Raw genomic sequence first — 20,436 nt, 5'->3', positions numbered from 1 at the left:
GTCTTACAGGAATGAGTGAATCCAACACCAGCCAAAAGGCTGGCCAGAATCGAGATCAGTTTGATCCCCGGGCATTTGGTAAAGTGGCTGTCCTTCTGGGTGGTACTTCAGCTGAAAGAGAAGTCAGTCTGGTGACTGGCGACCGGATTTATGCGGCACTGGTTCGCAGTGGTGTGGATTGCAGAATGATTGACCCGGCTGATGACCTGATGGGACAGCTGGAAAGCTATCAGCCGGATCGTGCCTTTATTGCTCTGCACGGACGTGGTGGGGAAGACGGTACTGTTCAGGGGTTGCTGGAGTCCATGGGTATTCCCTATCAGGGCAGTGGTGTTCTGGCATCGGCCCTGGCGATGGATAAATACCGCACCAAGCTGCTGTGGCAGGCGGTTGGGCTACCTACTCCGGATTTTCGTCTGGTAGAAACCCCGGACATGCTTGAGTACTGTGCTGACATGCTGCCAGTATTTGTTAAACCCAGCCTGGAAGGTTCCAGTGTTGGTGTGGCCAGAGTGGATCGTGAGCAGGATCTTCTGCCTGCTTTTGAGAAAGCATCCGGACATAACAGTTCGGTTCTGGTTGAGCAGTTTATTGATGGGCCTGAATACACCGTAGCGATTCTTAATGGTGAAGCCTTGCCGGTGATTCGTATTGAAGCCCGGAATGAGTTTTATGACTATGAGGCAAAGTATTTGTCTGATGATACCGGTTATCGTCTGCCTTCCGGCCTCAGTAAAACCCGGGAACAGGAAATGCAGGCGATCGCCCTGACGGCGTTTGAGACCATTGGTTGCTCAGGCTGGGGGCGTGTGGACTTTATGGAAGACCAGCGTGGACGTTTCTGGTTGCTGGAAGTGAATACTATTCCCGGGATGACTGAACACAGTCTGGTGCCTATGGCCGCAAAGGCGGTAGGGCTGGATTTTGATGCGTTGGTTCTGGAGGTGCTGAAGTCATCATTGCCAGGTAATGTTCTATCAGACAACGTACTAGCAGACAGCAGTCTGGTAACAATGGATGATCACGAAAGGGAAAGCCAGATTGTTACTGAAGCGGAAGCAGACCCGGTCTAAGCGTTCAGGCAGTCAGGTGGATAGCGTTCAGATCAGAAGAAGGCGGCAGCCGCCTTCTTCTGGTCGTGTCCGGACTTATCTGTCTACTCATTCGCGTACCGGATGGCAGATTGCCCGGGTGACGACCGTTGTTGTCTTTCTGGGCGCAGTGTTGTGGGTATGGCCTTCACTGATGAACTGGTTGAACCGGCCGATAGCACGTGTGGAAATTCATGCCGGCTTTGAGTCTCTTAACCGGGTGAAGGTGGAAGCAGAGCTGGAACCGTTTCTGGTCAATCGTTTCTTTCATCTCGATCTGGAAGCGATGCGTCAGGCACTGTTGCAAATGCCCTGGGTTCGGGAAGCCAGTCTCAGACGACGCTGGCCGGATCGACTGGAGGTTTCCCTGCAAGAGCGTCAGGCGGTAGCCCGATGGAAGCAGGATAAATTAATTACTGGTGAAGGCGTTGTGTTTACCCCTGGGTCGGTGAGTGAATTTAAGTCGTTTCCGCTGTTATCCGGGGCGGATGATGAGGCACTTGAGGTTATGCAGCAATATCTGTCTATCAGTCAGTTATTGCGACCATTGGGGTTGTTGGTGGGCGGATTGCAACTGGGTTCGGCTGGTTCATGGCGATTCAGGGTTGATCATGTGACGGTTTATCTCGGTCGTGATCGGCGCATGGAACGGTTACAGAGGTTTGTCCGTCTGTACCATGCAAGGCTGGACAGTCGCTGGAACGAGGTAGAGCGTGTGGATATGCGTTACCTCAATGGTGCGTCTGTCGCCTGGCGACAGAATTAATGTAAAGGAAAAGCAGAAAGAGGCGGTGGTATCAGCGTGCTGACTGTCTGTGCTGACCATCTGTGCTGACCATCTGTGCTGACTATGAAAGTTATGCTGACTATGAAAGCTATTGCGGTTTAGGAAGATAAATGCCATGACATCGGCAGAGAACGGAAATTTGATCGTTGGGTTAGACATTGGCACCTCCAAGGTAGTGGCCATCGTCGGCGAGATTCTGGAAGATGGCGAGCTGGAGGTGATTGGTATTGGTTCCCACGCTTCCAGAGGTTTGAAGCGTGGTGTTGTCGTGAATATTGACTCTACTGTTCACGCCATGAAACGAGCCATTGAAGAAGCTGAATTAATGGCCGGTTGTCAGATTCATTCTGTTTATGCGGGAATTGCCGGTAATCATATCCGTAGTCTGAACTCCCACGGTATCGTGGCTATCAGGGAACGCGAAGTAACCAGAGCTGATATTGAACGGGTTATTGATGCTGCAAAAGCAGTAGCAATTCCTGCCGACCAGCGTATTCTTCATATCCTGCCACAGGAATATGTCATTGATTCTCAGGATGGCGTCAAAGAGCCGCTTGGGATGTCTGGCGTTCGCCTGGAATCAAGGGTGCATCTGGTCACCTGTGCGGTGAATGCCGCCCAGAACATTGAAAACTGTATACGACGTTGTGGGCTGGAAGTCGACGACGTCATTCTGGAACAGCTGGCATCGAGTTATTCTGTCCTGTCTGAGGATGAGAAAGAGCTGGGTGTCTGCATGGTGGATATTGGTGGTGGTACTACCGATATCGCCATTTTTACAGATGGTGCTATTCGCCATACTGCTGTTATTCCTATTGCCGGGGATCAGGTGACCAATGACATTGCCATGGCATTGCGCACACCGACCCAGCATGCGGAAGAATTGAAGATTAAATACGCCTGTGCACTGACTCAGCTGGCTGGTGCAGACGACATGATCAAGGTTCCCAGCGTGGGCGACCGCCCGGCTCGGGAGCTTTCCAGACAATCACTGGCAGAAGTCGTAGAGCCTCGTTATGAGGAGTTGTTTACGTTAATCCAGCAGGAGCTTCGTCGCAGTGGTTTTGAAGAACTGATCCCCGCAGGTATTGTCCTGACGGGTGGAACGTCGAAGATGGAAGGCGTTGTCGAGCTGGCAGAAGAAATATTCCATATGCCGGTAAGACTGGGAATGCCGCAAGCGGTGCGGGGTTTGGCCGATGTCGTATGTAATCCAATATATTCGACAGGTGTCGGGCTTTTGCATTACGGTCTTAAAGTCCAGCAGGATGGACGTAAGGAAGCAGTATACAGCAAGCAGGAGGACGGTGTGTTCAATCGGTTAAAACAGTGGTTTCAGGGTAACTTCTGATTGAACGCCACTGCCAATTTTTAGAAAATATCCTGTTTAAGGTGAGAGAATAAGGAGAGGGCCACATGTTTGAAATGTTGGAAGATAACGTGCCGCAGGAAGCGGTCATTAAAGTTATCGGTGTCGGCGGCGGTGGCGGCAATGCTGTCTGCCATATGCTGAACAGTCAGCTGGAAGGTGTAGAGTTTGTCTGCGCCAACACTGACGCGCAGGCTCTTAAGAAACAACATATGCAGGCGCATACACACCTGCAGCTGGGTGCTGGCATTACTCGTGGTCTGGGTGCCGGTGCCAACCCACAGATTGGTCGTGAAGCGGCCATGGAAGATCGTGATCGTATCAGCGATCTGTTGCAGGGTGCCGATATGGTGTTCATCACTGCTGGTATGGGCGGTGGTACAGGCACGGGTGCTGCGCCAATTGTGGCACAGATTGCTCGTGAAATGGGTGCATTGACAGTTGCGGTGGTGACCAAACCTTTCTCCTTTGAAGGTCGTCGTCGTATGTCAGTGGCTGAAGAAGGTCTGAAAGAACTGCAGGAAAATGTAGACTCTCTCATCTGTATTCCTAATCAGAACCTTCTGCCTGTACTGGGTAAGGATGTCAGCCTGCTCAACGCCTTTGGTGCTGCAAATGATGTGCTTCTGGGTGCAGTGCAAGGTATTTCGGAACTGATTACCCGTGACGGTCTGATCAATGTCGACTTTGCAGACGTACGTACTGTGATGTCGGAAATGGGTATGGCAATGATGGGTACGGGTTCTGCTACGGGTAGCAATCGTGCAGTTGAAGCCGCTGAACGTGCCATTCGCAGCCCGCTGCTGGAAAATGTTAACCTTCGTGGCGCTCGTGGCGTACTGGTTAATATCACCGGTGGTATGGACATGGGGCTTAACGAGTACACCGAAGTGAACGAAACGGTGGCCGAGTTCGCTTCTGAGAACGCCACGATTGTTGTCGGAGCCGTTATCGATACTGAAATGAGCGATGAGTTGCGAGTGACTGTGGTGGCAACCGGCCTGGGTAGTGAAGAGTCTGAAACAGACCCTGCCCTGAAGGTGGTTGACGGTTCTCGTCCGCGCACAACCCGCAACGATGGATCACTGGATCTTAAAACCCTGGATATTCCACCGAGCATCCGCAATCGTACCAAAGATGCGGAAGAGGCTGGCAGGCCTGCAACGGTAACCGCCGATGCAGAGCCAGAGCCACCAAAACGTCAGACAACATCGACTGACAATGTAGATTATCTGGATATTCCGGCGTTTTTGCGTCGGCAGGCTGATTAATTGAGTGTAAGTTACGACTTGTGTCAAATGTAACTTTTGTTACAATAAGTCGTTACATTCAAATAACAGGGACCTTACAGGTCGCGGAATTGCGTAATCATGATCAGACAGCGTACCCTGAAAAACATTATTCGTGCCACGGGAGTAGGGTTACATTCTGGCGAAAAGGTCTATTTGACCCTGAAGCCAGCTCCCGTTGATACAGGTATCATCTTTTGTCGTACGGATCTCGACCCAGTTGTAGAGATACCCGCACGTGCCGGGAATGTGGGGCAGACTACGCTGTGCACATCTCTGCAGAAAGATGGTATTCGCGTAGATACCGTCGAGCATCTTCTGTCCGCTCTGGCAGGACTGGGCATTGATAATGCCTATGTTGAAGTCAGCGCCCACGAAGTGCCTATTATGGATGGCAGTGCCGGTCCTTTCGTTTTCCTGGTTCAGTCTGCGGGAATCCGGGAACAGGAAGCACCGAAAAAGTTTATCCGGATCAAAAAGGAAGTCGCCGTTTCTGATGGCGATAAAACGGCTACCTTCAAACCTTATGCAGGCTTTAAGGTAAGTTTTACCATCGATTTTGATCATCCGGTATTCAAGAGTCGTTCGCAGACTGCTGCGATTGACTTCTCCAGCACTTCCTTTGTCAAGGAAGTCAGCCGGGCTCGTACATTCGGCTTTATGCGGGATGTAGAGTACCTTCGCTCCCAGAACCTGGCTCTGGGCGGCAGTGTTGATAATGTAGTGGTGGTTGATGACTACCGTATCCTGAATGAGGATGGCCTGCGTTATCACGACGAGTTTGTAAAGCACAAGATGCTGGATGCCATTGGTGACCTGTATCTGCTGGGCAATAGCCTGATTGGTCAGTTTGTTGGCGTTAAGTCCGGCCATGAACTGAACAACAAGCTGGTTCGTCACCTGCTGGAAAACCAGGAAGCGTGGGAAGTGGTGACTTTCGAAGATGCGGAAGTATCACCAATTTCTTACCTCAAACCTGTAGCGGTTACCGCTTAAACGGTATCCGGACTTCAGGGTATGGACTGCTGAAGAAAAAAGGCCGCTTTTAAAGCGGCTTTTTTTGTGGTTGCAGTAAAGCATTTTGTAACTCATTGAGTTGTAAGCAAAAAATCGATTAATTTCCCTGTTTTCAGGTCATTCTGTAGTAGTTTGTTGATCTGTATTCTTGCGGGAATTTGTTTGTCGGTGCTAAAGTCCTTCACTTGTTATAACTCTTGGTTCAGTGTTCCTTGTCCCAATATCTGGTCGGGATAAGTGAGGGACTGTATTTAAAAGGCGGGAGCCCAGGGCTTTTTAATGAAAGTCATAGTTGTCAAGCAGGATCATTCACGCACCCGGTCATTCAGAGTCAGTGGACAACGTCTGGCCGTTGCAGCGGCACTGGTCGTTACGCTGTCTGTATCTCTGGGTGGTGGCTTAATGTATGGCTTCCTTAAATATGATTCGGATATGATTCTGACCGAAGAGGGTCTGGAGAACTGGAAGCAGACACTACTGGGTCAGAAGCAGGATCTTGCCTCCGTTCGTGAAGATGCCGGACGCCAGCTGGATGCCCTGACATTGCGTCTTGCGGAACTGCAGGGACGTATTACACGACTGGATGCTCTGGGCGAGCGGCTGACGTTGCTGTCCAACCTGGACGATGGTGAATTTGATTTCAGTCAGGTACCAGCGCTGGGTGGTCCTGAGCAACAGCCTGACAGCTTTCAGGTTTACGCCAAACCATCGCTGACGGATGCGCTGGACAAACTGGCGGAACAGATTGATAACCGCGAGCAGCAGTTGCAGTTGCTGGACAACCTGCTGATAAACAAGGCGCTTGATGATGAAGCGTTCCTTAGCGGGTTGCCCGCCGCAAAAGGCTGGTTATCATCCCGCTTTGGAGCCCGAACCGATCCGTTTACCGGCAAGGACGGCTGGCATAACGGTATTGATTATGCCGCACCGCGCGGAACCGACATTCTCTCTCTGGGTGCAGGGGTGGTGGTCTGGTCCGGTGATCGGTGGGGCTTCGGCACAATGGTTGAGATTAACCATGGCAACGGTTACGTCACTCGCTATGCCCACAATGACTCAAATGTTGTCAAAGTGGGTGATATTGTGACCAGAGGACAGGTGATCGCCAAGATGGGAAGTTCAGGCCGTTCTACCGGATCTCATGTGCATCTTGAAGTATTGGAGAACGGTAAGGCTGTCGACCCTCAGCGATATATGTATCGGGCTGCGAAATGATCTGACGATTACAGGCGGTTCGGTAAAGGAAGTGTGGCGCTGCATTTCCAGCTGAACTACATTCTTTCCGGTTGTTCGCTGGGAGGATTGAAAACCGGGCGACGCGTTCATATATAAAGATGGGGATAGAATCTGGTCTACTGCCGTGATTTAGCAGTTTATAGTTCGCTGAATCACACAGACTGTACTAGCAGATTTTATGCGGTTTAAGTTTACCGGATTTAGCCCAGTAAACCGGTTGAGAGATAGTCAATCACACAAGTATGTTTGCTTCTTTAGTCAAAAAAATTATTGGTAGCCGTAACGACCGGCAGCTGAAACGAATGCGTAAGCTGGTTAAGGCCGTAAATGCACAGGAAGACAGTATTTCAAGCCTGTCTGACGAAGCGTTACGTGCCAAAACTCAGGAATTCAAAGACCGCTACCAGCAGGGGGAAACCCTTGACGCCATTCTGCCTGAAGCCTTTGCGGTGGTTCGTGAAGGTGGTAAGCGCAGCATGGGTATGCGCCATTTCGACGTTCAGCTGATCGGTGGTATTACCCTGCACGAAGGTCGTGTAGCGGAGATGCGCACTGGTGAAGGTAAGACCCTGATGGCGACCCTGCCAGCTTACCTGAATGCAATTACCGGCAAAGGCGTTCATGTTGTTACCGTTAACGACTACCTTGCCCGTCGAGATGCCAACTGGATGCGCACCCTTTACGAATTCCTTGGTCTGACAGTGGGTGTCGTGGTGCCACAGCAGGATCCGGAAGAAAAACGGGCGGCTTACCTGTCGGACATCACTTACGGTACCAATAACGAGTTTGGCTTTGATTACCTGCGTGACAATATGGCCTTCCGCAAGGAAGACAAATTTCAGCGTCCTCTGCACTTTGCGGTTGTCGATGAAGTCGACTCTATCCTGATCGACGAAGCCCGTACGCCTCTGATTATCTCGGGTCCGGCGGAAGACTCTTCTGAGCTGTACCGTCAGATGAACGAACTGGCTCCAAAGCTGGAACGTCAGATTGAAGAAGTGGCCGAAGATGAAGAGCCTACCAAGCACTACACTGTTGACGAGAAAACCCGTCAGGTTGAACTGACTGAAGTGGGTCACCAGTTTGTTGAGGAAATGTTGCAACAGGGTGGCTTGCTGCCTGAAGATGAAAGCCTTTACTCTTCGCACAACCTGACCATGCTGCACCATGTCAATGCTGCGCTGAAAGCTCATGTGCTGTTTACCCGCAATGTTGAGTACATTGTTCAGAACGGTGAAATCCTGCTGGTTGATGAACACACGGGTCGAACCATGCCGGGGCGTCGTCTGTCTGAAGGTTTGCATCAGGCACTGGAAGCGAAAGAGAACCTGAAGATTCAGGCGGAAAGCCAGACCATGGCTTCCACCACTTTCCAGAACTACTTCCGTATCTATGAAACACTGTCCGGTATGACCGGTACTGCCGACACTGAAGCGTTCGAACTGCGTCAGATTTATGGTCTGGATGTGGTGGTTATTCCTACCCACAAAGAAATGGTGCGTAAGGATCATAACGATCTGGTCTATCTGACCATCAATGAAAAATACGACGCCATCATTGAAGACATCAAGGCAACTGTTGCTGAAAATCGTCCGACTCTGGTGGGGACGGCTTCGATTGATGCTTCCGAGCACCTGTCTGTTGCCCTGGACAAAGCGGGTATCAAACACAGCGTTCTCAATGCCAAATTCCACGAAAAAGAAGCTGAGATTATCGCTCAGGCTGGTAAGCCGGGTGCTGTAACGATCGCCACCAACATGGCAGGTCGTGGTACCGATATTATTCTGGGTGGTAACTGGGAAGCAGAGCTGGCTCTGATTGAAAACCCAACCAAAGAACAGGAAGACCAGGTTAAGGCTGAATGGCAGCAGCGCCACAATGGTGTGCTGGATGCCGGTGGCCTGCATATCATCGGTACCGAGCGCCACGAGTCCCGCCGTATTGATAACCAGCTGCGTGGTCGTGCCGGTCGTCAGGGTGACCCGGGCTCATCCCGCTTCTACCTGTCTCTGGAAGACAACCTGATGCGTATCTTTGCCTCTGACCGGGTGAAGAACTTTATGAAAGCCCTGGGTATGGAAAAAGGTGAAGCGATTGAACACCGCATGGTGTCTAACGCCATCGAAAAAGCCCAGCGCAAGGTGGAAGGCCGTAACTTCGATATTCGTAAGCAGCTGCTGGAATACGATGATGTGGCCAATGACCAGCGTAAAGTGGTTTACACCCAGCGTGACGAGCTGCTGAATGCCGATGATGTGGTAGAAAACATCGCGGTGATGCGTGAAGATGTTGTCAACGAACTGATCTCCGAATTTATTCCACCACAGAGTCTGGAAGAGCAGTGGGATATTAAAGGTCTGGAGAAGAAGCTGGAAACTGAACTGGCTGAAAATCTGCCGGTACAGAAGTGGCTGGATGAAGACGACCGTCTGGATGAAGAAGGGCTGCGTCAGCGTATTCTTGAATCCGTTGTAGAAAGCTACAAGAACAAAGAAGAGCTGGCGGGCGAAGAATCCCTGCGCAACTTCGAGAAGCATATTCTGCTGCGTATTCTGGATGACAAGTGGAAAGAGCACCTGGCAACTATGGATCACCTGCGTCAGGGTATTCATCTGCGTGGCTATGCCCAGAAGAATCCGAAGCAGGAATACAAGCGTGAAGCCTTTGAGCTGTTCCAGCACATGCTGGAAGACATTAAAGGCGACACCATTCGTATTTTGTCTCATGTGCAGGTCCAGCAGGACGACCACACGGCAGAGGAAGAAGAACGCCGTCGTCAGGAAATGGCCCGACGCATGCAGTTCCAGCACGCTCAGGCTGGCGGTATGGCTGCCGGAGAAGAGTCTGAAGAGGCTCAGGAAGCTGAGGGCAGTGTGCCGCATCCAGAGCCTTTCGTTCGTGAAGGACGCAAGGTGGGTCGTAATGAACCCTGCCCCTGTGGTTCTGGCAAAAAGTTCAAACAGTGTCACGGTAGAATAGCTTAACAAAAATAGCTTAACGCCTGCCGAACAGCACTGAGTCGCAGAAACGGGTCGCACTGGTTGTACTCCAGGCGACCCGTTTTCTTGTGTTTTTTGTTTAGTTTTCCTTTTTTGAAAAACTGGGGTAGTTTTATCGACTTCAGAACAAAGATTAAATGGGAGTCGTTATGGCTGTTGGTTCCGGTAACTGGCCTGAGGTTAAAGCCGTCAAGGGATTTCGTCTGGGGACGGCGGAAGCAGGGATTCGCAAAATAAACCGCCGGGATCTGGTGGTGATGGAATGGGATGAAGGGGCGAGCGTCGCCGGTGTTTTTACTCAGAATAAATTTTGTGCGGCTCCGGTACTGCTTGCTAAAGCTCGTCTTAACCAGAATCCCCGCTGTTTTGTGATCAATACCGGAAATGCCAATGCCGGCACCGGGCAACAGGGAATGCAGGCTGCAAAACAATCAGCCGCAGGTGTTGCAGAGCTGCTGAATATTCCTCCAGAATCGGTTTTGCCCTTTTCTACAGGCGTTATCGGGGAGCAGCTCCCCGTTGATCGCTTGTTGGCGGGTTTGCCAGCAGTAATAGCAGATTTGTCCGAAGAGGGCTGGCTTAAAGCCGGAGAAGGTATTCTGACCACCGATACCCGCCCTAAAGGTGCCTGTCGTCAGTTTGAGGTTGATGGTGTGGTGTATACCGTATCGGGCATCAGTAAAGGATCAGGAATGATTCGCCCGAATATGGCGACCATGCTGGCTTTTATTGCGACCGATGCCGCTGTTGAACAACCTCTGTTGCAGAAGCTTCTGAATGATGCTGTAAACCTGTCGTTTAATCGTATTTCTGTGGATGGAGATACATCGACAAACGACTGCTGCATGCTGGTGGCTACTGGCAAAACAGGTTCAGAACCATTGAACTCTGAGGCGTCGGATTTATACGTCGGTTTACGTCAGGCAGTGAATGAAGTAGCGATTGAACTGGCTCAGGCGATTGTCCGTGATGGAGAAGGCGCGTCCAAGTTTATTACTGTGAGTGTCGAGCAGGCTGATACCGTGGCAGATGCACTGGAAGTTGCCTACACCATTGCTCACTCGCCACTGGTGAAGACTGCACTGTTTGCCTCTGACCCAAACTGGGGGCGTATACTGGCGGCGGCTGGTCGTGCTGAAGTGGATTCACTGGTGATTGAGCGGATTGCCATCTGGCTGGATGATGTCTGTATCGTCGAAAATGGTGAACCGGCTGCTTCGTACACAGAAGCGGCAGGTCAGGCAGTGATGGATCAAGAGGAGATTACCATCAGAATTTCTCTGGGTTCAGGTGATATAACCGAGCAAATCTGGACGACCGACCTTTCCCACGAATATGTCCGCATTAATGCGGAATATCGCAGTTAATTATTCTTTAAAATTCTAATCTGTCGTTGACTCAAACAGTAGTCATAATGCTTAAATTATGGCTACTCTATGTTTCTCTATCTGATTCCATGAAATGAGCTTTACCATGGCGCAAAAACAACAACCGGACCAAGAACAGTCTGACGATGTCGTGCATGTTGCAGTGGCAGTGATTCGTGGCGACGATGGCCGGATACTGGTGGCCAAAAGGCCGGATAACAAACACATGGGTGGTTTGTGGGAATTTCCCGGTGGTAAGGTCGAGCCGGATGAGGATTTGAAAGAAGCTCTGAACCGGGAGTTGATGGAAGAGCTGGCTATCACTGTCAGTACGTTTCAGCCCCTGATCACGATTCGGCATCAGTATCCTGAAAAGACGGTGCTTCTTGATACCTGGCTGGTGTCGGGTGTTAACGGAACGCCAAAGGGCAATGAAGGGCAGGAGGTGCAATGGGTTGAGCCTGGCAGTTTGACTGGTCTGGACTTTCCTCCGGCCAATGAACCCATTGTTAACGCTGTTTTACTGCCGAGTCAGTATATGGTGACCGGGCTGTTTTCTTCTGCGGCCGAGCTGATTGAAAAGGTTAGTCGTCAGCTTGAGAACGGATTGCGGCTGATCCAGTTCCGGGCTCCCTGGTTGCAGGAAAAGCCTTATTTGCACCTGGCTCGTGAACTGCACCATCTGTGTCAGCCGTTTAATGCAAAGTTGTTGTTAAAGGGTGATCCTGAATTATTGCAGGAGGCATGGTGTGACGGTATTCACCTGCGCTCTGATCAATTGAGTATCCCGGCTTCCGAATGGAAAAAATACCGTCGTGAAGGACAGTGGCTGGCAGCGTCCTGTCATAATGAAGAGCAGCTTCAGGCCGCAGAAGCGGCAGGTATGGATTTTGTGACGCTGTCGCCTGTACGGCCAACCAAATCGCATCCGGGACGCTTGTCTATTGGGCAGGAGAGGGCAACAGAATTAACCCTGTGCAGTACGGTGCCGGTCTACTGGCTTGGAGGGTTAGGGCGTTCCGATGAGTCGCTGGCTATTGATTGCGGCGCTCAGGGTATTGCTGCGATAGGTGCCTTCTGGTCTGTCAGCTAGACTATAAAAATAAATTTTATTAATTCGTTTTAGCTTATCAACAGGCAGGGACGCCATGCTGGCAAAGCTTCGAAAACTGGCAGGAGACTATGGCTTTACAGGGCTTGGCAGGTCGGGTCCAAAACCATTGAACCGTGGGAAACATAAGTTTCGAAAGGTGTCCTCAGCCTCTTTGCCGGCAAAAATCCCCCGTGATCCAAGTCCGTATACGGTTTCCAGACCCCGTCAGGTAGCTCGGCATGGCCTTGCAACGATTAATCACTATTATTCCCAGACTGGTCAGATGGATTCAGACATTATCCCTTCCATGAATGCCTGTCCGCACAATGATTTCTGGAAACACGTACCAGGTCAGAAAAAAGATACGGATACCGTTGACCATAAACGGATGCTTGTCAGCCCCGGGTTGCCGGAAGCTGAAAGGTATTCCGGCGAATGGCATGTGAAGACACCCGGACACGAATCAACCGGCGTAAAGCTTAAACGTTACCTGCAGAAAATGATGTACTGGATCACCGGGCAACGCTATAAAGCCGATTATTACGACAACAAGCAGTTGCTTGCCCAGAAAGAAGTGCTGGCAGCCAATGTTTACAGGGAGGTGGTGGGTACGGAAAGTGATGATCACTTTAACAGTGATTATCAAGTTGCCTATTCCATGAAAGAGGCTGAAACGTCTTCTGGCGAGGATGAACATTGTATTGCCAGCAGACATCTGCAGGACTATGAAAGTGGCTATCGTCTGGTTCAGAATCCTTCAGACCGATCTTCACCGGTTCACTTCACCCGCTTTCATAAAACTCATAACCCAGTGGTGGACTTGATTGTGCGAAGGTTTCTGCTGGGTGATGAGGATTATTTGAAACTGGATAACTATATGTTTATTCAGGATTCGGACAGGCAAAAGCAGTCGGCCGAAGAAGAGGCAAGGCAGCGTTTGGTGAATATTGATTTTGGCATGTCTTTCTACAATCGTTGCCAACTGCCCTCTAAATGCACTCTTGCCCAGTTTCGCCAGAAAATGATGTCACCTTCCATTAAACACCGAAGCCAGTATCGTGGTCGTCACACCATGCATACCGTGATTAAGGCGATGGAACGCAGTGGTGAGGATATTGATGCATTGATGACGGATGCATTGGGCATGATAGCAAGAATGAGTGACGAAAAGTTGAACGGGCTGGTGGGGCATGTGCATCATCCTCAAGCCCGTTCAGCGCTATTGCGCATACTGAAATTCAAGCGCGACCAGGCGGCGGCCATTATTGGGCCAGAAAGCCATGACTGGCCTGAAGAACCTGGTCGCATGACACTCAGCGCCCTGGTTGGTCGAGTTCGTCGGACATAGCGTCGTCAAAATCAGGTTGACAAGGAATTGAATGTTCCTCGTTTGCCCAGGCACCGAAGTCAATCAGTTTGCAGCGTTCAGAACAGAATGGGCGGTATTGGTTTTCCTTTTTCCATTCAACCGACTTGTTACAGTTGGGGCATTTCACGGTAGTTGGCATGACTAAAACTAAATCCTCTTTCATAATAAAAGCCTCTGCAGGCAGAGGCTTTTATTATTCAGTTCCGGGAGCTGATCACTGATCCTGAGCGGGTGGTTTGGGTGTTTTTTCCTGAGAAAGGTCCGGAATCCCCTCTAGCTGCTTGTTAACGCCAGAATCCCCCAGCAGACCGAAGGTCACGATATAGAGCAGCGATGGATTAACGTCGGCAAAAGACTGATAACCAATAAATTCGCCTTTTTCGTTCAGGGCATCAGATTCCGGGAAGTTCAGTCGCAGAACCTCCAGCGCTTCGTTCGCCGGTTCGATCAGTCCCATTCGCTGATAACCTTCAACCATTATCGCCAGAGCCTCCGGAACGGCGGGGGTTTTCTGCAGGTTTTCAACCACATAACGACCACGGTTGGTAGCTGCGACATAGGCTTTACGCTTCATATAATAATTGGCAGCGTGAATCTCGTATTCCGCCAGCCGGTTGCGCAGGGCGATCATGCGCTGACGGGCATCCGGGGCATAGCGGCTGTCCGGGTAACGGTTCAGCAGTTCGGAAAATTCACTAAAAGACTGCCGGGCCTGACCGGGGTCACGCTTGGAGTAATCCAGTGGCAGATAACGTTCCAGTAGCCCCATGGCTGAAGTGTTGGACGCCAGCCCTTTCATATACTGGGCGTAGTCAGCGTTTGGATGATTGGGGTGCAGGCGCAGGAAACGGTCAGCAGCGGCGCGTACGGCTTCCGGCTCGGAGTTCATGAAGTAGGCGTAAATAATATCCAGCTGGGACTGTTCAGCAAAGCTGCCAAAGGGGTAGCGGGACTCCAGAGTACGAAGCGTTTTAATGGCATCATTGTACCGACTATTGTCGATAGACTGGCTGGCCATCTTGTACATTTCGGCTTCTGACAGCGTCTCCGGTACTTCTTCATCCGAAGTGGACGCACAGCCGACCAGTGCCGCACTAATAAACAGAGCGGACAGGATGCGGGTAATATTGAACTTGAATATTCTCATGACTTTTATCGGTTTCCGTACTCCGGCATGCATTTTTACGGATAGGGATCAGCGGCGATTCACCCTAATCTGCATCGGTGGATATGATAAACTACCGGGTTTGTTAATCCGTCTAATTTAAACACAGTCCGCCAGAAACGGAAAGAAAGCACGCGGGAGAATTGCTCCACGGGTGCAGTTTAGTCGTTATTGTGACCAGAGTGACCAGCGGATTTATCTTTTTTTCTTGAGTATTAATTGAATGAGTGAACAATTCGATCAGCAGGTCGTTGTGCCTGATAAATTAGGTGCAAAACGCTTCGATCAGATCGCCGCCGCCTGCTTCCCCGACTTTTCCCGGGCGCGCCTGCAGGAATGGATCAAAAATGGCGACCTGCTGGTCGATGGTAAACAGCGTAAGCCCAGGGAAAAACTGGTGGGTGGTGAGATCCTGTCGTTGTCCGTGGTCGTTGAAGACGCTGAACACTGGCAGGCCGAGGAGATTCCGCTGGATATTGTGTATGAAGATGACGATATTCTGGTGATCAACAAGCCTGCTGGCCTGGTGGTACATCCTGCAGCGGGCAATCGCAGCGGTACTCTGCTGAACGGACTCTTGTTCCATTACCCTGATCTGGCATCGGTACCCCGTGCTGGTATTGTTCACCGTCTGGATAAAGACACCACCGGCCTGATGGTGGTTGCCAAAAACCTTGCGGCACATACTGATCTGGTGGCACAGCTGCAGGAGCGTTCGGTCAGTCGTGAATATGAAGCGATCACCTATGGTGTTATGACGGCGGGAGGAACCGTCGATCAGCCTATTGGCCGTCACGCGACTAACCGTTTGAAAATGGCGGTCACTGCCGGTGGCAAACCTTCTGTCACCCATTACCGGATCCTGCAAAAATACAGAAACCATACGCATATACGCTGTAAGCTGGAAACCGGTCGTACCCACCAGATTCGGGTACACATGAGTCATATCCGTTACCCATTGTTTGGTGATGAGACTTATGCTGGCCGTCTGCGCCTGCCAAAGGGTTGTGGTGAGAACATGATCGAACAGCTGCGCCGGTTCCGACGTCAGGCGCTGCATGCCCGCCGCCTGGGCCTGATTCACCCGGCAACCGGTGAGTTTATGGAGTGGGAAGCGCCCCTGCCTGATGATATGGTGAGCCTGCTGGCACTTCTGGCAGAAGATGCCAAAGAGACTAAATAATCTGAGACAGTTCCTATGACCTTTGAACACCGCTACCTGATTCCCGACTGGCCAGCTCCGGCCTGTGTTAAAGCTTGTGTTACCCGGCGGGAAGGCGGTGTCAGCCAGGGAAACTTCAGCAGCTTCAATCTTGGTATACATTCCGGGGATGCCTCTGAGCATGTTCTGGCCAATCGCCATCTACTGCGTGAGGATTATGGCTGGGACTGTGAACCGCAATGGTTAAGGCAGGTTCACGGCACACAGGTTGTGAAAGCTTCAGACAGCACAGAGGAACTCGAAGGCGATGCTGTCTGGACGGACTCTTCTGGTTTGCCCTGTGCGATTCTGACCGCAGATTGTCTTCCGGTGCTGTTCTGTGACCGTAGCGGTTCAACCGTCGCAGCCGCTCATGCGGGCTGGAAAGGGTTGCAGGCTGGCGTGCTGGAAAATACGTTGAAGGCTATGCCATGCCCTGCATCAGAGGTCATGGTCTGGCTGGGGCCTGCGATCAGCCAGAAGCATTTTGAAGTAGGGCCGGAGGTTCGCTCCGCTTTTATTGATATTGATCCTCAAGCTGCCGCCGCCTTTATTCCCGGAACCGGTGATCGCTGGTATGGCGATCTGTACCAGCTGGCACGACAAAGGCTTGGGGCTGCCGGCGTGTCTGCCATTTATGGTGGTGGCTTTTGTACCTTTGAACAACACCAGGCGTTTTTTTCTTATCGTCGGGATGGCAAGAAATCAGGCAGGCTGGCAAGTGTCATCTGGCTTGAAAAAGATTAATCCGGTCGCCATATAAAACAACAGAAGCAAACAACAAGGTGGCAGACGCAGGAGAAAACCAATGCGAGCTGACAGGCTAACCAGTAAATTACAGTCCGCACTGTCTGATGCGCAGTCGCTGGCGATCGGCAAAGACCATAACCAGATTGAACCGGTACACCTGCTGATGGCCCTGATTGACCAGCAGGGGGGCTCGATCAAGCCGCTGTTAATGCAGACCGGTTTTAATATTCAGCAACTGTCGGAGGAGTTGAATCAGTTATTGAGTCAGGTACCTGTTATTAAAAACCCGACAGGTGACATACAGCCATCGCAGAATACTCTCAGGATACTGAACCTTTCGGATAAAAAAGCCCAGCAGGATGGTGACCAGTTTATTTCCAGTGAAACCCTATTGCTGGCGATGATGGAAGGGAATACGCCACTGGCGAAACTGCTCAACAGCCAGGGAGTCAGCAGGCAGGCGCTGGACAACGCCATTAAAAACATTCGTGGTGGTGAAACCGTTGATGACCCGAATGCTGAAGATAATCGCAACTCCCTGAGTAAATACACCGTTGATTTAACGGCTCTGGCTGAACAGGGCAAGCTGGACCCGGTGATTGGTCGTGACGATGAAATTCGTCGTACGATCCAGGTCCTGCAGCGTCGTACCAAGAATAACCCGGTGATCATTGGTGAGCCCGGTGTGGGTAAAACGGCCATTGTTGAAGGCCTCGCTCAGCGGATTGTCAACAGTGAAGTACCGGAAGGCATTAAAGGTAAACGACTCTTATCGCTGGATATGGGTTCCCTGATTGCCGGTGCCAAGTTCCGGGGCGAATTTGAAGAGCGCCTGAAAGCCGTACTGAATGACCTCTCCAAACAGGAAGGTCAGATCATATTGTTTATTGATGAACTGCATACCATGGTGGGTGCGGGTAAGGCTGACGGTGCTATGGATGCCGGTAATATGCTAAAGCCTGCACTGGCTCGTGGTGAGCTGCACTGTGTTGGGGCGACGACACTGGATGAGTATCGTCAGTACATTGAAAAGGATGCCGCTCTTGAACGTCGTTTTCAGAAAGTACTGGTGGATGAGCCCACTGAGGAAGATGCTATTGCCATTCTGCGTGGTCTGAAAGAACGCTACGAGGTGCATCATGGAGTGGATATCACCGACCCGGCGATTGTTGCTGCTGCACGGTTGTCGCAACGCTATATCACTGACCGGCAGTTGCCGGATAAGGCCATTGACCTGATTGACGAGGCAGCCAGCCGGATTCGCATGGAGATGGATTCCAAACCGGAAGCCATGGATCGTCTTGAGCGCCGCCTGATCCAGCTGAAAATTGAACAGGAAGCGCTGAAGAAAGAAGACGACAGCGCCTCGAAAGAACGCCTTAGTCGTTTAAATGAACAGGTTTCAGAGCTGGAACGGGAATACTCTGACCTGGAAGGTGTCTGGAAAACCGAGAAAACGGTTCTGCATGGTTCTCAAAAGCTGAGGGAAGAAAAAGAACAGCTGTTAATAGAGCTGGAAGCGGCTCGCCGTCAGGGTGACCTGACAAAAATGTCCGAGATTCAGTACGGTCGCCTGCCGCAGCTTGAGAAAGAGCTGGAACAGGCGGATGCAGCGGATGCGTGCGATCTGCAACTGCTTAGAAACCGGGTAACCGATGAGGAAATTGCCGAAGTCGTATCCAAATGGACGGGCATACCTGTTGCCAAAATGCTGGAAGGGGAACGGGATAAACTGTTGCGAATGGAAGACGCTCTGCATCACCGGGTGATTGGTCAGGATGAGGCGATTGTCGCAGTTTCCAATGCGGTGCGTCGGTCCAGGGCGGGGCTGTCAGACCCGAACCGTCCAAATGGTTCATTTATGTTCCTTGGCCCTACCGGTGTAGGCAAGACTGAACTGTGTAAAGCGTTGGCGCAGTTTCTGTTTGACACTGAAGATGCCATTGTACGGATTGATATGTCCGAGTTTATGGAGAAACATTCTGTTTCCCGCCTGCTGGGAGCGCCTCCGGGCTATGTGGGGTACGAAGAGGGTGGTTATCTGACCGAAGCTGTACGTCGTAAGCCGTACTCTGTGGTGCTGATGGATGAAGTTGAAAAGGCACACCCTGACGTGTTTAACATCCTGCTACAGGTGTTGGAAGATGGTCGTCTTACTGATGGTCAGGGGCGAACCGTTGATTTCAGGAACACCGTTATCGTGATGACGTCAAATCTTGGCTCGGATGTTATCCAGACCATGCAGGGTGAAGATTTTGAAGCGCTGAAGTCCACCATGATGGATGTGGTGGGGCAGCATTTCCGTCCGGAATTTGTTAACCGCATTGATGAGCTGGTGGTGTTCCACTCATTGACTCAGGATCAGATTGAAGGCATTGCCAGCATCCAGATTCAGCGTCTTAACAAACGGCTGGCTGAAAACGACCTGTCACTGACCCTGTCGGATGACGCTATGAAAAAACTGGCTCAGGTCGGGTTTGACCCGGTTTACGGAGCCCGCCCATTGAAACGTGCTATTCAGCGCAGTATTGAAAATCCGCTGGCTGAAGCGATTCTCTCTGGTCAATATGTGCCGGGAGATACGATCAGAGCAATAGTCAGTGAGGATAAAATTAATTTTGAGTAGAGATTGATCATTCGCCCTTCAGGGAGCAGTTTTCCTGCTCCCCTTTCCTTTCTTGTGCCATTTAATTAGTACTTAATTGCTAAATTGCCTTCTCTCGGGTTCAATGTGAGGTTGAAAACTCCTGTTGAACCCGAGGTAGGCATGCATTCAGTTGTTGTTTCAGATCTGGACGGAACGCTTCTTAACAGTCAGCACGAAATCACCCCACACACCAGACAGGTGATTCGTCGTTTACATGACGCAGGTATCAAGTTTGTGTTTGCAACCGGGCGTCACCATATTGATGTGGGCAGGCTGGCCGACGAACTGGACATCAGCATGTATTTGATTACTGCCAATGGCGCCAGGGTGCATAATCCGTCCGGGCAGATCATTATCCGGCATGACATTTTTCCTGAGAGGGTGCCGGAGCTGATTGATTTTGGACGTGAATTTTCCGGCAAAGTGCTGACCAATATTTATCAGGAAGACTCCTGGTTTATCGAAGAGCGGCACGAGGCGGTTGACCACTTCAGTGATGAAAATAAGTTTGCTTACCAGTTACAGAATCTGGATACCGTGGATACCACAGGTGTTAGTAAGTTTTTTTATCTGGCGGAAAAGCACGAAGACCTGCTGCCACTGGAGCAGCGCATCAATGATGAACTGGGTGACAGCGTGAGCATGGCGTTTTCTCTGCCGCACTGCCTGGAAGTGATGGCGCCCGGCGTCTGTAAAGGTGTCGCTCTGGCAGAGGTATTGAAACTCAAAGGGCATACGTTTGAAGATACCATCGCTTTTGGCGACGGTATGAATGACTATGAAATGTTGCAGGGGGTGGGCAAAGGTCTGCTGATGGGTAACTCTGATCAAAAACTCAGGGCTTTGCTGCCAGATCATCAGGTCATTGGTCGCTGCGATGATGATGCTGTCGCTGGATTTCTTGAGCGGCACTATTCCCACTAAAAACGATGATTGAGAGGGAACCCCTGATTAGCACCAAATACGTATACCTTTAACTGCCAATAGATGGTTATATGCTGATCAATTTCGCTCTTATTTATCATAACTACTAAATCGCGTCGGAGCGCGGCAGAA

Annotated in this window: 16 protein-coding genes; 14 read left to right on the top strand and 2 right to left on the bottom strand. The window is 50.9% G+C overall.

Annotated features, from left to right (window positions below):
• Positions 1-11 precede the first annotated feature (11 nt).
• The 10 genes from NX722_RS13230 (at position 12) to NX722_RS13185 (ending at position 13,596) form a co-directional block, all read left to right on the top strand.
• Positions 12-1,073, top strand: coding sequence for a D-alanine--D-alanine ligase (locus NX722_RS13230; protein WP_262568389.1), 1,062 nt, complete (start codon positions 12-14; stop codon positions 1,071-1,073).
• The gene (locus NX722_RS13225) at positions 1,018-1,857 is read left to right on the top strand and encodes a cell division protein FtsQ/DivIB (RefSeq protein WP_262568388.1); all 840 of its coding nucleotides are present in this window, start codon (positions 1,018-1,020) and stop codon (positions 1,855-1,857) included. Before NX722_RS13230 ends, NX722_RS13225 begins: the two co-directional genes overlap by 56 nt.
• A gap of 136 nt (positions 1,858-1,993) precedes the next feature.
• On the top strand, positions 1,994-3,229 hold the full coding sequence (ftsA, locus tag NX722_RS13220; protein ID WP_262568387.1) for a cell division protein FtsA: 1,236 nt from the start codon (positions 1,994-1,996) through the stop codon (positions 3,227-3,229).
• Between the two features lie 65 nt (positions 3,230-3,294).
• Complete coding sequence (ftsZ, locus tag NX722_RS13215) at positions 3,295-4,518, top strand: cell division protein FtsZ (protein ID WP_262568386.1); 1,224 nt, start codon at positions 3,295-3,297, stop codon at positions 4,516-4,518.
• A gap of 99 nt (positions 4,519-4,617) precedes the next feature.
• Complete coding sequence (lpxC, locus tag NX722_RS13210) at positions 4,618-5,532, top strand: UDP-3-O-acyl-N-acetylglucosamine deacetylase (protein ID WP_262568385.1); 915 nt, start codon at positions 4,618-4,620, stop codon at positions 5,530-5,532.
• A 300-nt stretch (positions 5,533-5,832) separates the two neighbouring features.
• Entirely contained in the window at positions 5,833-6,768 is a 936-nt protein-coding gene (locus tag NX722_RS13205) for a M23 family metallopeptidase (RefSeq protein WP_262568384.1), read from the top strand.
• 263 nt (positions 6,769-7,031) lie between these two features.
• Positions 7,032-9,773: a preprotein translocase subunit SecA gene (gene secA / locus NX722_RS13200; RefSeq protein WP_262568383.1), complete on the top strand. Its 2,742-nt coding sequence runs from the start codon at positions 7,032-7,034 to the stop codon at positions 9,771-9,773.
• Positions 9,774-9,925: 152 nt separating this feature from the next.
• Complete coding sequence (gene argJ / locus NX722_RS13195) at positions 9,926-11,155, top strand: bifunctional glutamate N-acetyltransferase/amino-acid acetyltransferase ArgJ (protein ID WP_456077462.1); 1,230 nt, start codon at positions 9,926-9,928, stop codon at positions 11,153-11,155.
• A 106-nt stretch (positions 11,156-11,261) separates the two neighbouring features.
• Positions 11,262-12,248 carry a Nudix family hydrolase gene (locus NX722_RS13190; RefSeq protein WP_262568382.1) on the top strand — a complete coding sequence of 329 codons (987 nt, stop codon included), beginning with the start codon at positions 11,262-11,264 and terminating at the stop codon, positions 12,246-12,248.
• A 55-nt stretch (positions 12,249-12,303) separates the two neighbouring features.
• On the top strand, positions 12,304-13,596 hold the full coding sequence (locus tag NX722_RS13185) for a hypothetical protein (protein WP_262568381.1): 1,293 nt from the start codon (positions 12,304-12,306) through the stop codon (positions 13,594-13,596).
• Here NX722_RS13185 and yacG read toward each other — a convergent pair.
• Positions 13,562-13,780 carry a DNA gyrase inhibitor YacG gene (yacG, locus tag NX722_RS13180; protein WP_262568380.1) on the bottom strand — a complete coding sequence of 73 codons (219 nt, stop codon included), beginning with the start codon at positions 13,778-13,780 and terminating at the stop codon, positions 13,562-13,564. The two genes, NX722_RS13185 and yacG, sit on opposite strands and share 35 nt — an antisense overlap.
• 51 nt (positions 13,781-13,831) lie before the next feature.
• Entirely contained in the window at positions 13,832-14,764 is a 933-nt protein-coding gene (locus tag NX722_RS13175) for an outer membrane protein assembly factor BamD (RefSeq protein ID WP_262568379.1), read from the bottom strand.
• 241 nt (positions 14,765-15,005) lie between these two features.
• Between NX722_RS13175 and rluD the strand changes: the two genes are divergently transcribed.
• The 4 genes from rluD to NX722_RS13155 all read left to right on the top strand — a co-directional run bounded on the left by rluD (position 15,006) and on the right by NX722_RS13155 (position 20,304).
• Complete coding sequence (gene rluD / locus NX722_RS13170) at positions 15,006-15,965, top strand: 23S rRNA pseudouridine(1911/1915/1917) synthase RluD (protein WP_262568378.1); 960 nt, start codon at positions 15,006-15,008, stop codon at positions 15,963-15,965.
• Positions 15,966-15,980: 15 nt separating this feature from the next.
• Positions 15,981-16,730, top strand: coding sequence for a peptidoglycan editing factor PgeF (pgeF, locus tag NX722_RS13165; RefSeq protein ID WP_262568377.1), 750 nt, complete (start codon positions 15,981-15,983; stop codon positions 16,728-16,730).
• A 61-nt stretch (positions 16,731-16,791) separates the two neighbouring features.
• Positions 16,792-19,359, top strand: a complete 2,568-nt coding sequence (gene clpB, locus NX722_RS13160) for an ATP-dependent chaperone ClpB (protein WP_262568376.1) — start codon at positions 16,792-16,794, stop codon at positions 19,357-19,359.
• Between the two features lie 141 nt (positions 19,360-19,500).
• Positions 19,501-20,304, top strand: a complete 804-nt coding sequence (locus tag NX722_RS13155) for a Cof-type HAD-IIB family hydrolase (protein WP_262568375.1) — start codon at positions 19,501-19,503, stop codon at positions 20,302-20,304.
• Positions 20,305-20,436 lie beyond the last annotated feature (132 nt).

Source organism: Endozoicomonas gorgoniicola (assembly GCF_025562715.2).
Classification (GTDB): Bacteria; Pseudomonadota; Gammaproteobacteria; order Pseudomonadales; family Endozoicomonadaceae; genus Endozoicomonas_A; species Endozoicomonas_A gorgoniicola.
This window is presented reverse-complemented; position numbering and strand designations above follow the sequence as displayed.